This is a genomic window from Photobacterium aquimaris, assembly GCF_002954455.1.
GTDB classification, from domain to species: Bacteria; Pseudomonadota; Gammaproteobacteria; order Enterobacterales; family Vibrionaceae; genus Photobacterium; species Photobacterium aquimaris.
Map to the genome: position 1 here is coordinate 2,398,907 of NZ_MSCC01000001.1, position 14,317 is coordinate 2,413,223.

Annotated in this window: 12 protein-coding genes; 3 read left to right on the top strand and 9 right to left on the bottom strand. The window is 43.7% G+C overall.

Annotated features, from left to right (window positions below; translation table 11 throughout):
- Positions 1–3 precede the first annotated feature (3 nt).
- Both yacG and mutT read left to right on the top strand, forming a co-directional pair.
- A complete protein-coding gene (gene yacG, locus BTN98_RS10585) occupies positions 4–204 on the top strand; it encodes a DNA gyrase inhibitor YacG (protein ID WP_060998281.1) in 201 nt (66 codons plus the stop codon).
- 129 nt (positions 205–333) lie between these two features.
- Entirely contained in the window at positions 334–741 is a 408-nt protein-coding gene (mutT, locus tag BTN98_RS10590) for an 8-oxo-dGTP diphosphatase MutT (protein ID WP_060998365.1), read from the top strand.
- 48 nt (positions 742–789) lie between these two features.
- On the opposite strand, the gene secA is transcribed toward mutT, so the two are convergent.
- Positions 790–3,525, bottom strand: a complete 2,736-nt coding sequence (gene secA / locus BTN98_RS10595) for a preprotein translocase subunit SecA (RefSeq protein ID WP_060998282.1) — start codon at positions 3,523–3,525, stop codon at positions 790–792.
- Positions 3,526–3,973: 448 nt separating this feature from the next.
- Between secA and BTN98_RS10600 the strand changes: the two genes are divergently transcribed.
- Positions 3,974–4,432 carry a DUF721 domain-containing protein gene (locus BTN98_RS10600; RefSeq protein ID WP_060998283.1) on the top strand — a complete coding sequence of 153 codons (459 nt, stop codon included), beginning with the start codon at positions 3,974–3,976 and terminating at the stop codon, positions 4,430–4,432.
- Between the two features lie 71 nt (positions 4,433–4,503).
- On the opposite strand, the gene lpxC is transcribed toward BTN98_RS10600, so the two are convergent.
- The 8 genes from lpxC to murD form a co-directional block, all read right to left on the bottom strand.
- Positions 4,504–5,421, bottom strand: a complete 918-nt coding sequence (gene lpxC, locus BTN98_RS10605; protein WP_060998284.1) for a UDP-3-O-acyl-N-acetylglucosamine deacetylase — start codon at positions 5,419–5,421, stop codon at positions 4,504–4,506.
- Between the two features lie 224 nt (positions 5,422–5,645).
- A complete protein-coding gene (ftsZ, locus tag BTN98_RS10610) occupies positions 5,646–6,776 on the bottom strand; it encodes a cell division protein FtsZ (protein WP_060998285.1) in 1,131 nt (376 codons plus the stop codon).
- 32 nt (positions 6,777–6,808) lie between these two features.
- Positions 6,809–8,065 (bottom strand): cell division protein FtsA, encoded by a 1,257-nt coding sequence (gene ftsA, locus BTN98_RS10615; RefSeq protein WP_060998286.1) that lies wholly within the window; start codon positions 8,063–8,065, stop codon positions 6,809–6,811.
- A 12-nt stretch (positions 8,066–8,077) separates the two neighbouring features.
- Complete coding sequence (locus BTN98_RS10620) at positions 8,078–8,863, bottom strand: cell division protein FtsQ/DivIB (protein ID WP_060998366.1); 786 nt, start codon at positions 8,861–8,863, stop codon at positions 8,078–8,080.
- Positions 8,864–9,136: 273 nt separating this feature from the next.
- Positions 9,137–10,600, bottom strand: a complete 1,464-nt coding sequence (murC, locus tag BTN98_RS10625) for a UDP-N-acetylmuramate--L-alanine ligase (RefSeq protein ID WP_060998287.1) — start codon at positions 10,598–10,600, stop codon at positions 9,137–9,139.
- 15 nt (positions 10,601–10,615) lie between these two features.
- Positions 10,616–11,680 carry an undecaprenyldiphospho-muramoylpentapeptide beta-N-acetylglucosaminyltransferase gene (gene murG / locus BTN98_RS10630; protein ID WP_060998288.1) on the bottom strand — a complete coding sequence of 355 codons (1,065 nt, stop codon included), beginning with the start codon at positions 11,678–11,680 and terminating at the stop codon, positions 10,616–10,618.
- Positions 11,667–12,980, bottom strand: a complete 1,314-nt coding sequence (gene ftsW, locus BTN98_RS10635) for a cell division protein FtsW (protein WP_060998289.1) — start codon at positions 12,978–12,980, stop codon at positions 11,667–11,669. The genes murG and ftsW overlap by 14 nt, the downstream gene beginning before the upstream one ends.
- Positions 12,980–14,317: a UDP-N-acetylmuramoyl-L-alanine--D-glutamate ligase gene (gene murD, locus BTN98_RS10640; protein WP_060998290.1), complete on the bottom strand. Its 1,338-nt coding sequence runs from the start codon at positions 14,315–14,317 to the stop codon at positions 12,980–12,982. Before murD ends, ftsW begins: the two co-directional genes overlap by 1 nt.

Genomic DNA, 14,317 nt, shown 5'->3' on the forward strand with positions numbered 1-14,317 from the left:
ACTATGTCGCAATCTCAACCAACCGTGGTGAAATGCCCAACTTGTAAAACTGATGTGGTTTGGGGCGAGCAAAGCCCTTATCGTCCTTTCTGCTGTAAACGCTGCCAATTGATTGATCTTGGTGAGTGGGCAGATGAGGAGAAATCCATTGCGGGCGCACCCGATATGTCTGATAGCGATGGTTGGTCGGAAGATAACTATTAACTCTTCAGCATCGGTTTAACACGCTATTACTGATTAAGGGCGAGTCAATGTTCACATTAGCTCGCCTTTTTTAATCGCTTTATTTTAGTATTCGATTTATCTAGGAACGAGCTTATGACCCAACCAGCTATGCTCAAAAAACGGCTTTGGATCGCGGCCGGGATCATTTTAAACCCAGCCCAAGATCAAATATTTATTACTCGCCGTGATGCCAATGCTCATCAAGGTGGATTATGGGAATTTGCCGGCGGTAAAGTCGAAGCCAATGAAACCGCTGAACAAGCACTAATACGTGAGTTAAGCGAAGAAGTAGGTATTACCGTCACGGCATTAGCGCCGTTGATTAGCCTTGATCATGATTACTCCGATAAAGCGCTAAAGTTTGATTTCTTTGCTGTCACCAAATTCAGCGGTGAAGCTCGCGGCAATGAAGGTCAAGCAGGATTATGGGTTGCGATTAACGATCTTGAACAGTATCCATTTCCAAAAGCAAATGCGGCGGTATTAGCCAAGATAGTTGAGGTGTATGGGGAATAAAAAAAGGTCGCTCAGAGCGACCTTTTTTATTACAGCTTAACGGCGATCTTAGTCGATCTTACCGTGACACTGTTTATATTTCTTACCTGAACCACATGGACAAGGCTCATTACGGCCGATCTTACGCTCTTCACGCTCAAACGTCCCTTGATGGCTATCGTCTTCTGTTTGAGATGATTCATCGACAATTTGGTTGTCAGCATCCTGATGTTGGAACTGTTGACGACGTGCTAGCATTTCTGCCATTTGACGACGATCTTCTTCCATACGATCAACTTCTTCCTGCTGCTGTACGCGAACCTTACTTAGGATCGATACCACATCACTCTTTAAGTTATCTAACATCTCTTCAAACAGTTCAAACGACTCGCGCTTGTACTCTTGCTTAGGGTTCTTCTGAGCATAACCACGTAGGTGAATACCTTGACGAAGGTGATCCATCGCTGCTAGGTGTTCTTTCCATAACGTATCAAGGTTTTGAAGCATGACCGTTTTTTCAAAGTTGCGTAGTACTTCTGCACCAACAACCGCTTCTTTTTCACGGTAAAGCTCAAATGCTTTTTCAATAATACGTTCACGTAACGCTTCTTCGTAAAGCTTATCTTCAGTATCTAACCAATGTTGAATCGGTAGTTCTAAGTCAAAGTCTTCTTTTAGACGCGTTTGTAAGCCTTCGATATCCCACATTTCTTCTAATGATTGCTGTGGAATATAGTTATCAATAATTGCGTTCAACACGTCTTCACGGTTGTGCTCAATCATTTCACTGATATCGTTAGCATTCATTAGCTCATCACGTAGTTCATACACTACCTGACGTTGGTCGTTGGCAACATCATCAAACTCAAGTAATTGCTTACGAATATCAAAGTTACGCCCTTCAACTTTACGTTGTGCGTTTTCGATAGCTTTTGATACCCATGGGTGTTCAATCGCTTCGCCTTCTTCCATACCCAGCTTCTTCATCATGCCAGAAACACGATCAGAGGCGAAGATACGCATTAGGCCATCTTCCATTGAAAGATAGAAGCGTGAAGAACCAGCATCACCTTGACGACCAGCACGACCACGTAGCTGGTTATCGATACGACGAGATTCATGACGCTCAGTACCAAGAATGTGCAAACCACCCGATGCTAGCACCGCATCGTGTTTAATTTGCCAATCGGCACGAATTTTAGCAATTTGCTCTTCGGTTGGATTAGTCAGTTTTTCAACATCCGTTTTCCATGAACCGCCCAACATAATATCGGTACCACGACCGGCCATGTTGGTTGCGATAGTTACCGCACCTGGCGCACCCGCTTCGGCGATAATATCAGCTTCTTTTTCGTGGAACTTAGCGTTTAGTACGTTGTGCTTGATACCGGCTTTTTTAAGTGCATTTGATAGCATCTCTGATTTTTCAATCGATACCGTACCCACAAGACATGGCTGACCGTTCTTAACACGTTCGGTAATATCTTCACTGATCGCTGCGAATTTCTCCGCTTCAGTCATGTAGACTAAATCGCCGTTATCGATACGCGCCATTGGACGGTTAGTTGGTAGTACTACCGTATCAAGGTTATAAATAGATTGGAATTCAAACGCTTCGGTATCAGCTGTACCAGTCATACCTGATAACTTCTCGTATAAACGGAAGTAGTTCTGGAAGGTAATTGAGGCCAAGGTTTGGTTTTCATTTTGAATCTTAACGCCTTCTTTCGCTTCAACAGCTTGGTGAAGACCTTCAGACCAACGACGACCAGGCATAGTACGGCCAGTGTGCTCATCGACAATGATAACTTCATCATCTTGCACGATATAATCGACGTCTTTTTCAAACAACACGTGAGCACGTAAACCGGCATTAACGTGGTGTAATAAACTGATATTAGCCGGAGAATAAAGAGTATCGTTCTCAGCCATAATGTCATTTTTGATCAACAACTCTTCAATGAATTCTTGACCTGTTTCAGTAAAGTGCGCTTGCTTAGACTTTTCATCAACGGTGTAGTGACCTTCACCACGGTAATCAGCGCTGTCTTCTTTATCTTGACGCACCAATAATGGAATAAGCTTGTTCACTTTGATGTACATTTCTGAACTATCTTCGGCCGGGCCAGAGATAATTAGCGGTGTACGCGCTTCATCGATTAAAATTGAGTCAACTTCATCGACTACCGCAAAGAAACGCTCACGCTGAACGCGATCTTCAGGGCGGAACGCCATATTGTCACGCAGGTAGTCAAAACCAAATTCGTTATTAGTACCGTAAAGAATATCTGCCGCATAAGCTTCTTTCTTCGCTGGCGGTGACATATTAGGTACGTTAACACCCACGGTCATACCGAGGAATTCAAATAACTCACGGTTTGTTTCGGCATCACGCGCTGCAAGGTAGTCGTTCACGGTAACAATGTGAACACCTTTACCGGTCAAAGCATTAAGGTATGAAGGCAATGTTGCTGTAAGAGTTTTACCCTCACCGGTACGCATCTCAGCAATTTTACAGTCGTTTAAAACCATACCGCCAAGTAGCTGCACGTCAAAGTGACGCATGCCATAAACACGTTTTGATGCTTCACGAACAGTCGCGAAGGCTTCTGGTAGTAGTTGATCCAGCGTTTCGCCTTGATCTAAACGCTCTCGAAATTCAGCTGTTTTTGCTTGCAGCTCATGATCTTGTAGGCTTTCAAACTGAGGTTCTAGCTTATTGATTTGATCAACAATTTTGCGCATACGACGCAGAGTGCGGTCGTTACGGCTACCGATAACTTTAGTGAGTAGTTTTGATAACATGGTGATGCCGTTTTCTCTTTGTTATATCAGCGTTTCTATTGCTGAATCGCTTAATTCGGGTTTCATTCCTTGGGGGACCTAAGCCATCCTTATCCCACTGGAATCGTCACAACGGTGACTAAGAGGTTAATCCTGAAACATGTAGTACTGATATTGTGTCGTGCTCATCGCTTTTCAAGGGCTAACATTATTATCCTAACAAAAAGCACCTTACTCAATGCTAAACTCATCGTCTTTATTGCCATTGCAGCACAAAAAATACCATGGTCACTGACGCGTGGCAGACATATCACTCAACATATATTAACCTATATGTCTGATATGATAAGTCATATTAATGTCATCGCCTATGATAAAAGCCACAGCAACGGCGTTTATCTATAAAAAATTAGAATCATATCCGCAAAAGTAACATTTTTATTCTGTTGAATATTCAGGAACTAAAATCATGAGAGATCATCGTCCACAAACCCCAGCTCATCTGCTCGACAGTGATGGTCTATCGTCGATTCAACAACGTGCAGCTGCATTAAGCCAACTCGATAGCGCCGTCAAAGCGCATTTAAATTGTGCCGAGCACTGTCGTGTTAGTAATTATCGTCAAGGGGTACTGATCATTGAAACCGCCTCAGCGGCATGGTCGATGCGACTCAATTATGAACGCTACCAATTAATGATCAAATTACGCGAGAAATTATTGCCTAAATTGCGTGATATTGAAGTCAAGGTAAACCCAGCACTGGCGGCAGTTGCGATTCGTAAGCAAGATAAAATTCCTGATATTATTCAAAAACCGATCAGCGATGTTGCCGCCCAACACCTATTAGCCACCGCAGCCAATGCACCGGATAAAGTTAAAGCGTGTCTTGAACGGTTAGCAAAGTTGGCTAAAAAGAAAACCAGCTAATCACAACCAACAAATACAAAAACGCCGAACATAAATGCTCGGCGTTTTTTAATACAAGGCTATTGCGTGATTTACGCCAATACCATACCCGGTTGCGCAAAAGTGACTGGCACTTCACGCTCATCTTCAAAGGTTGACCACTCATAAGCTTCTTGGTCAGCCAATACTGCACGCAGTAGTTGGTTGTTAAGCGCATGACCTGATTTATAAGCACGCATCTCACCAATGATATTATGACCACACATGTAAAGGTCGCCAATAGCATCCAATACTTTGTGAGTAACAAGCTCATTGTCAAAACGCAAACCATCATCGTTCAGGATACGGTAGTCGTCCAATACGATCGCGTTATCAAAGCTACCACCAAGACACAAGTTTTGCGACTGAAGGTATTCGATATCACGCATGAAACCGAAAGTACGCGCACGGCTAATCTTTTTAACAAAAGACTGGCTTGAAAAATCTAACACTAGACGCTGCTGATCTGAATCAATCGCAGGGTGGTTAAAGTCGATAGCAAAATCGAGACGGAAACCGTTAAAAGGCACGAGTTCCGCCCACTTGTCGCCATCTTCAATGCGAACAGGCTTTTTAATACGTAAAAAACGCTTCGGCGTATTTAACGTATCAATACCTGCTGATTGAAGCAGGTAAATAAATGGGCTTGCGCTACCATCCATAATTGGAATTTCAGGCGCATCAACTTCGATAATTACGTTATCGATACCCATACCGGCTAGTGCAGCATTCAAGTGCTCAACAGTTGAAATGCGCACTCCTTGTTCATTCACAAGGGCAGTACATAACATGGTATCGCGTACTGAGTCTGCATTAGCAGGAAAATCCACAGGTGGATTAAGGTCAGTACGGCGATAAATCACGCCAGTATTTGCGGCAGCAGGACGCAGAATAAGCGTCACTTTACGTCCAGAGTGGAGGCCCACACCAGTCGTCTGCACAATGCTTTTAAGTGTACGTTGTCTGATCATCTGCTTTATATCTCAACGGTTAAACAAACTTTTGTTTGCAAACTAATTAGGTGAATAGAAACTATTCGCAACGCCGACTTGGCGAATTGAACACTTATCATACCATAACCCAAAAAATATCCAAAATAATTCACTGCGGTGAAACAATGCACCTTTTGTGGTGAAACAAAAGATGCACTGCTCGCTTAACTAAAATTAGTACCACAATCAATATGATGACTATTTTAGTCCGCTTGCTTACGCAAGAATGCTGGAATATCTAGGTAGTCATGATCAGCACCTTGAGATTTAGCTTGTTGAGTTTCAACAGGCTTCTCTTCAGCGACTGCAGCAGGTTGTTCCTGTGCAACAACTGGCGCTGGCTTAGATGACGTTACTAGTGTGATATCTGGCTTGCACTCTTTACCAATACCTGTTGCTACTACGGTTACACGTAGCTCATCAGTCATATCAGGGTCAAGTGAAGTACCAATAACCACTGTTGCGTTATCAGACGCGAATGCTTTAACTGTGTTACCCACAGTTTCAAACTCGTCTAGACGCATATCCATACCTGCAGTGATGTTAACAAGTACACCACGTGCGCCCGCTAGATCAATATCTTCTAGTAATGGGCTAGAAATTGCCATTTCAGCAGCTTCTTCAGCACGGTCGTCACCAGCAGCAACACCACTACCCATCATTGCATGACCCATTTCCGACATTACGGTACGTACGTCCGCAAAGTCGACGTTGATCATGCCTGGGCGAGTAATTAGCTCGGCAATACCTTGAACTGCATTCTTAAGTACGTCGTTTGCTTTCGCAAAGGCATCAAGTAATGTGATACCACGGCCAAGTACTTTAAGTAGCTTTTCGTTAGGAATAGTGATTAATGAATCAACATGCTTAGAAAGCTCATCAATACCTTGCTCTGCAAATGCCATACGCTTCTTACCTTCGAAGCTAAATGGTTTAGTTACAACAGCAACAGTAAGAATACCAAGTTCTTTAGCCACTTCAGCAATGATTGGCGCAGCACCAGTACCGGTACCACCACCCATGCCCGCTGCAATGAAGATCATGTCAGAGCCTTCAAGCTCTTTCTTGATTGCTTCACGATCTTCTAACGCTGAATCACGACCCACTTGTGGGTTAGCACCCGCACCCAAACCTTTAGTGATATCACCACCGATTTGAATAACAGTACTTACGCTTGTTTTACGAAGAGCTTGTGCATCAGTGTTAACACTAATGAACTGCACGCCTTCAATAGACTCACGTACCATGTGATCGACAGCATTACCGCCGCCGCCGCCAACGCCAATGACCTTAATTACAGCTTCATCAGACATTTCCATCATCGGTTCAAACATTTGTTCTCTCCGTTATCCTGTTCGCATCAGGTTTAAAAATTCTTTTCGAACCAACCACTGATTCGTGAAAATATTCCTGTTACCGAGCGTTTCGGCTCAAGAGCATTTTCATCAAATGATTGACTATCCTTTCCGTAGTGCAGTAATCCTACTGCGGTAGCATAAGGTGGAGCCTGAACATAGTCAGTCAATCCACTCAGCTCAAGAGGCTGACCTATACGTACTTGATTGCGGAAAACCCGCTCAGCACATTCAGTTAAACCTTCCATTTGTGCAGCGCCCCCGGTAAGGACGATGCCCGCTGCTAGGTGGTGTTTAACACCAGCCTCTCGCAATTGATCTTGTACGGTTAGTAATTTTTGATTTACTAACCCTAGCAATTCACTATATCGAGGCTCGATCACTTCTGCCAGTGTTTGACTTTGCAAGCTCCGCGATGGACGACCACCTACACTAGGTACGTCCACTTTAGCATCTTTGCTCACCAACTCACTCAGTGCACAACCGTATTTCACTTTAATATCTTCAGCGTCACCCGGCGGTGTACCAAACGCATAAGCAATATCACTAGTAACTACATTACCTGCATAAGGAATCACTTCCGCATGACGTAATGCACCACCAGACCAAATAGCAAGATCCATTGTACCGCCGCCAATATCGACCACGCATACGCCGAGCTCTCGCTCATCTGGGGTCAGTACAGCCTGACTTGCTGCTAATCCTGAATAAATCAGATGATCAACGCTCAAGCCACAACGCTCTACTGCTTTAACGATGTTGCGCGCCATGTCGTTATGGCAAGTGATCAAGTGAACACTTGCTTCCATACGAACACCAGATAAACCAACAGGGTTTTTAATCCCTTCTTGGTAATCAATCGCAAATTCTTGTGGAATCACATGCAACGTACGTTGCTCATCGCTTATTTTTACCGATTTCGCCGTATGAATAACATTATCGACGTCATCTTGAGTTACTTCTTTATCAGAAATCGGCACCATGCCTTTTTCTGTTTGGCAACTAATATGTTTACCTGATAGCGACAAACACACGGAACCAATTTGGCAGTCAGCCATAAGTTCAGCCTGATCAACAGCACGCTGAACCGACTTTACTACTGACTCAAGGTCATTAACCCCACCTTTATCCATTCCGCGTGACGGGCTGCTACCTACACCGATAACATTAACATTGCCATCGGGAAGGACTTCCCCTACCAAAGCGCAAACTTTGGAAGTGCCGATATCAAGACCAACTATGAGTTTTTTATCTGCAGCCTTAGTCATCAGTGCACGCTCTTATTTTTTAGCCGGCGCATGTTTTTCATACTCCGGTTTTGTTTTCCAACCCACAGCAGCGCCAGTATCATAACGCAAATCTACATAATTAATCGGCTTATCCTGCTTCAATAGCTCAGGATAAATCTCGATAAAACGTTGTATACGTTGCATTCGAGCTTCATGCCCTAATTCAAGTATAATTCCGTTTTTTAATATCACGCGCCAAGAACCACGTTCATTAAAGGCTAATGATGCAATTCCAAAACCCGCTTTTTTCAGCACTGGACGCATTTCACGCAATCCAGCTAAAACCTCTTGGCTACTACCTTTAGGACCAATAAGATTGGTTAACCCTAATCCTGCCACTTGTAATGCTGGCGCCTTAAAAACTTTACCAGAACGATTAACTAAATAAGTACCATTCCATTCGGCGACAGGTTGGTTTTCAACCAAAAAGACTTTGATAGTATTCGGCCATTGTTTACGTACAGCAGCTTGAGCAACCCACGGTAATGTCTCTACCGATGCTTGAATACTATTTACATCTTGGGTCATAAAAGTACCCAGATGGTTTAAATGTAATATTGACTGTCTAACATCATCTTGAGTCAGATAATGTAACTGCCCCTGAATCACTAAGTTTGACAAGGGTAATCGGTTTGCATCCGTCATCCAGTCTTTGGTAGCACTGACAAGCCAAACCGTAAAACCAATGACAAAGAGAAAAAATGCCAATCCTCCCCACCGTTTTAAACCTCGAGGAGAGGATGATGTATGCTCTTTATTTACGACTTCTTCAGTCATCGCGTGTCTATTTACCTTACCATTTAAGCCAAACCATTCCATAAAGGTATTTTACGATGGTGCGCTCAGTCAGGTATAACGAGCAAAGTTAAACGATTATACCGAGCAACTCGACCCACTCCAACACTCATTAGGCGTTTTCCGAGCATAACCTGACAATAAATTTATCTATTTGTCGAGAAATCGCAAAAAATAGCAATCACTGGCGATGGAATATCCAATTTACAGCCAGTGATCAGTATTTACGATACCATCAGCAACACTTAATACCCTCTAGGTATCATTGCGCATAGCGACGACATTTAACTGCAACTCTGCTAACTGGCGAGCTATTTTGCCAACATCACCGGCACCTTGTGTCAAAACCAAATCATCATTTTGAATAATATTGGCTAATATTGCAGGCAAATTTTCTGCTTGTGGCACAAAGACAGGATCTATTTTGGCACGAGAGCGAATTGTACGACATAGTGAACGCCCGTCCGCACCTGCAATCGGTGTTTCACCAGCAGCATAAACATCTAACATCACCAGTACGTCGACTTGCTCAAGTACATTGGCAAAATCATCATATAAATCGCGAGTACGGCTATAACGATGGGGTTGGAATATCATTACTAAGCGTTTATCTGGCCAACCAGCGCGTGCCGCCTGAATCGTTACATCAACTTCACTTGGATGATGACCGTAATCATCAACCAGCATCACGTTACCATTGCCGGTCTCAAACTCACCAAGATGATCAAAACGACGACCTGTACCTTCAAACTCAATCAAAGCACGCATGATGGCATCATCACTAACACCTTCTTCTGTCGCAACCGCAATCGCCGCTGTTGCATTAAGGGCATTGTGTTTACCTGGAATATTAAGAGTAATATTCAATGCCGGCTTATCATTACGTAATACGGTAAAGTGACCTTGCTGACCAGTTTGGGTGTAATTTACTAATCGTACATCAGCATCTTCAGCAAAACCGTAAGTCAGCATTGGACGCCCGACGCGTGGTAATAATTCACGTACCACAGGATCATCAATACACATCACCGCTAAACCATAAAATGGTAGGTTATGGATGAAATCAATGAAGGTCTGCTTTAACACTTCAAAATCACCACCATAAGTATCCATATGGTCAGCTTCAATGTTAGTGACTACACACACCATTGGCTGTAAGTGTAAGAAAGAAGCATCGCTTTCATCAGCTTCAGCAATTAAATAACGGCTACAACCTAGACGGGCATTAGTACCTGCGCTTTTAACTAAGCCACCATTAACAAATGTTGGATCAAGCCCAGCTTCAGAATAAATTTGCGTCGCTAACGCTGTGGTGGTGGTTTTTCCATGCGTTCCCGCAATTGCAATACCATGACGGTAACGCATTAACTCAGCCAACATTTCAGCACGACGTACTACAGGAATACGTAACTCTGTTGCTGCTAATAGTTCTGGATTTTGCTTGCTGATAGCGGTTGATGCTACCACCACACTTGCGCCTTCAACATTTTCAGCCGCATGACCAAAAAAGATCTCAGCCCCTTTGGCAGTCAAACGATTCGTAACCGCATTAGGCGCAATATCCGACCCACTAATGCGATAACCTTCATTAACTAATACTTCTGCGATGCCACTCATGCCAGCACCACCAATACCAACAAAGTGGATCCGTTCGACTCGGCGCATCTCGGGCACCATAGTTCGAATCTTTGCTAATTGCTGGTTATCCAGTTTACTCATCACTTTTGTTCCTGTTTAATTCTTTGCTAGTGATTTGATCACATCAGCAACCCGTTGGTCTGCGTCAATGATAGCGGCATTACGCGCGGCACAAGCCATGTGCTCAAGCGCAATACGATTTAATAAATTAATTTGTTGCGCTAAACCATCAACGGTTAATTGCGGTTGCTCAATCATTTTTGCTGCGCCACACGCCACTAAGTGCTCGGCATTTAGTGCTTGTTGTCGATCTTTGTGCATAAAGGGAATAAAGATCGCTCCCACCCCTGCCGCTGATAACTCTGATACCGTCAATGCACCAGAGCGACAAACAACTAAATCAGCCCAGCCATACGCGGCAGCAACATCATCAATAAACTCAGTAACTTTGTGCGATGTATGGGTATCTTTAGCGTAGGCTTGTTCAGTCGATTGCTGATTGCCTTTACCCGCTTGGTGCCAAATCGTGACGTTATCACCTAACAGCGCCGCAACTTCAGGCATGGTCTGATTTAAAATACGCGCACCTTGACTGCCACCCATCACTAACACGCGAATCGGACCACTACGTTCAGCAAAACGTTGCTTAGGATCAGCCAATAAAGTTACATCTTGACGAACAGGATTACCCACTACTTGCTTATTCTTAAACGCACCTGGAAATGCTTGTAATACTTTGGTAGCGATTTTAGCAAGCCATTGATTGGTTAAACCCGCAACGGCATTTTGTTCATGCAGAACCACCGGAATACCAAGTGACCAAGCAGCTACACCACCGGGACCACTGACATACCCCCCCATACCTAGCACCACATCAGGCTGCCATGCTTGCATGTATTTACGAGCTTGAAAAATCGCTTTGAGAATTTTAAATGGCGCGCCAAGTAACGCTACAATTCCGCTACCACGTAGGCCTTTGACTTTAATAAAATCAATATCAATACCATGCTTGGGTACTAATTCCGCTTCCATTCGATCCGCAGTGCCTAACCAGCGAATTTCCCAACCTTGTTGCTGTAATTGACGTGCAACTGCAAGTCCAGGGAATACGTGACCACCAGTACCACCAGCCATCACCAATAAACGTTTATTCTTTGTCATTAGAATGCTTTTTATCTTGTTCTAGTTGTGAATGTTCAGCAGTTGCTAGGCTCTGTAAACCTAAAGATCCTTGCTCAACCGCTACTTCCATATTATCTAATGCTTCATCATCAACATCAGCTGGTTGCTCTGATGAGAATTTAGCGGCAACCCGTTGTTCAAAATCAATCCGAATCAAAATTGCCACCGCGGCGGCCATAATAAATAGGCTCGAACCACCATAACTGATCAACGGTAGCGTTAAGCCTTTAGTCGGTACGATACCGGCAGCTGCGCCAACGTTAACTAAGGTTTGGAATGCAAACCAAATACCAAATCCAGTTGCCAGATAACCACCAAAAAGCAAGCCATCTTCAAGACATTTACGGCCAATTATGATCGCTTTAAACACTAACGCAAATAACAGCGTTAATACCACGATAACCCCAATCAAACCTAATTCTTCGGCTAACACCGCAAACACAAAGTCAGTATGTGCTTCAGGAAGGTAAGCCAGCTTTTGAATCGAGTTACCTAAACCTTGCCCAAACCAATCACCACGACCAAATGCCATTAGTGACTGGGTTAACTGATAGCCACTACCGTATGGATCTTGCCATGGATTTAAGAATGAGGTTACTCGTCGCAGACGATAGGGCTCAAATACGATCAACATCGTAATCCCCCCCAATGCCACACCTATCATGACTAAGAATTGCCATAAACGTGCACCAGCAAGAAACAGCATGCCAATAGTACCAACGAACATTACCACGAACGAGCCTAAGTCAGGTTGTTGGAGTAATAAAAACCCCATAATACCCAGCACTGCAAGAGGCTTTAGAAAACCGGTAACACTGCCTCTAACTTCTTTATTTTTACGAACTAAATAGCCCGCTAGAAACACAAATAATGACAGTTTAGCAACTTCGGCTGGCTGCAAGTTAAACACACCAAGTGGAATCCAACGTGCCGCACCATTAACTGAACGCCCAATAACTAATACCACGATCAATAATAAGATCGAAGTTAGTAACATCGGTACGCTATATTTTTCCCATTTGGTTAATGGAACTTGCATTACAATCGCTGCAATCACTAATGAACACGCGAGAAAAAACGCATGTCGCAGTGCAAAGAAGAAAGGAATGCCAGTAAGACGAGTGGCGACAGGTATGGATGCTGAGGTTACCATCACTAAACCGGTAATCATTAAGGCTATAGCTATCCACACTAATTGGCGATCATACAGAATCGGTTTGGCTGGCTTTAAAAACCAGCCAGACACTACCGATAATCCGTTACGGGCCATTTTAAACATTACATATTTCCTGAGACTGAATCTTGAAGCCGAATGGCTTGTTCAACAAAAGCATCACCGCGGGCCATAAAGTTGGCAAATTGATCCCAACTGGCACATGCCGGTGATAATAAAACCATATCGCCAGCATGTACTGTTGCTGCTGCACGATCCATTGCTTCACTCATGGTGTCGACATTTATCGCATCCTCTACGAGTTCGCTAAATAAATGACCATCACGCCCAAAACAATACAGTTGTACATTTAAGTCAGCCAGAACAGGTTTAAGTTCACTGAAGTCAGCACCTTTACCATCGCCACCCATTAATAAATGCAGTTTGCCAGCCAGTTGTAAGCCTGTTAATGCTGCCAAAGTGCTAGCAAGGTTGGTTGCTTTAGAGTCATTAACCCATTTAACACCATGTTGATTAACGGCAAGTTGGCAACGATGAGCAAGGCCGGTATAACGACGCATTGCTTGGCAAGCAGCCTGACGATCAATGCCGATCGCGTCAGCTAACGCTAATGCCGCTAAACAGTTAGCTACATTATGACGCCCAACTAAAGCAATCTCACTCACAGCCATTAATGGCTCACCTGCTATAGCGAGCCATTCCGCACCATCAACGCTAACTAAACCATAATCGTTACTATCAAAACCAAAACTGGTCATGTCACTGCTAAATAACGGTTTCGTGGCCAGATCATCACGGTTATAAACAGCTAATTTGGCATGATTAAAAATACGCATTTTAGCGTTACTATAATCACCTAAACCGCCAGGATAGCGATCCATATGATCTTCAGATAAATTTAAATATACCGCCGCTTCAAGAGCTAATGATGAGGTGGTTTCTAACTGAAAACTTGAAAGTTCTAATACATAAAGATCATGATCTTGCGCCAACATATCCAGCGCCGCAAAACCAATATTGCCACCAACACCAACATTGATACCGGCTTCTTTAGCCATTTCACCGACTAAACTGGTGACAGTACTTTTACCGTTAGATCCTGTGATCGCAACCACGGGTTTATTAACCGCACGCGCAAATAATTCAATATCACCGACAAGCTCAATCCCTGCTTGTGCTGCTAACAATAACTCCGGCGTTGCCAATGCAATACCTGGGCTAGCCACAATCAAATCAGCATCTAACAACCATGCTAAATTCCACTGCCCAGCACACATAGCAACGCCTGCGGGCAATTGGTCTTGGCCTGGTGGATTATCACGAGTATCAATCACTTTAATATCCAGCGATTGCGGTAATCGTACTAAATGGTTAACTACAGATAGACCGGTCATACCAAGTCCAATCACAACAACCTTATTAATACCAACCAAGCCATTCAT

Bases quoted from the DNA above. Each gene is read 5' to 3' on its own strand.
- yacG (WP_060998281.1), top strand. From the start codon at position 4: ATGTCGCAATCTCAACCAACCGTGGTGAAATGCCCAACTTGTAAAACT.
- mutT (WP_060998365.1), top strand. From the start codon at position 334: ATGCTCAAAAAACGGCTTTGGATCGCGGCCGGGATCATTTTAAACCCA.
- secA (WP_060998282.1), bottom strand. From the start codon at position 3,525: ATGTTATCAAAACTACTCACTAAAGTTATCGGTAGCCGTAACGACCGC.
- BTN98_RS10600 (WP_060998283.1), top strand. From the start codon at position 3,974: ATGAGAGATCATCGTCCACAAACCCCAGCTCATCTGCTCGACAGTGAT.
- lpxC (WP_060998284.1), bottom strand. From the start codon at position 5,421: ATGATCAGACAACGTACACTTAAAAGCATTGTGCAGACGACTGGTGTG.
- ftsZ (WP_060998285.1), bottom strand. From the start codon at position 6,776: ATGTTTGAACCGATGATGGAAATGTCTGATGAAGCTGTAATTAAGGTC.
- ftsA (WP_060998286.1), bottom strand. From the start codon at position 8,065: ATGACTAAGGCTGCAGATAAAAAACTCATAGTTGGTCTTGATATCGGC.
- BTN98_RS10620 (WP_060998366.1), bottom strand. From the start codon at position 8,863: ATGACTGAAGAAGTCGTAAATAAAGAGCATACATCATCCTCTCCTCGA.
- murC (WP_060998287.1), bottom strand. From the start codon at position 10,600: ATGAGTAAACTGGATAACCAGCAATTAGCAAAGATTCGAACTATGGTG.
- murG (WP_060998288.1), bottom strand. From the start codon at position 11,680: ATGACAAAGAATAAACGTTTATTGGTGATGGCTGGTGGTACTGGTGGT.
- ftsW (WP_060998289.1), bottom strand. From the start codon at position 12,980: ATGTTTAAAATGGCCCGTAACGGATTATCGGTAGTGTCTGGCTGGTTT.
- murD (WP_060998290.1), bottom strand. From the start codon at position 14,317: ATGAATGGCTTGGTTGGTATTAATAAGGTTGTTGTGATTGGACTTGGT.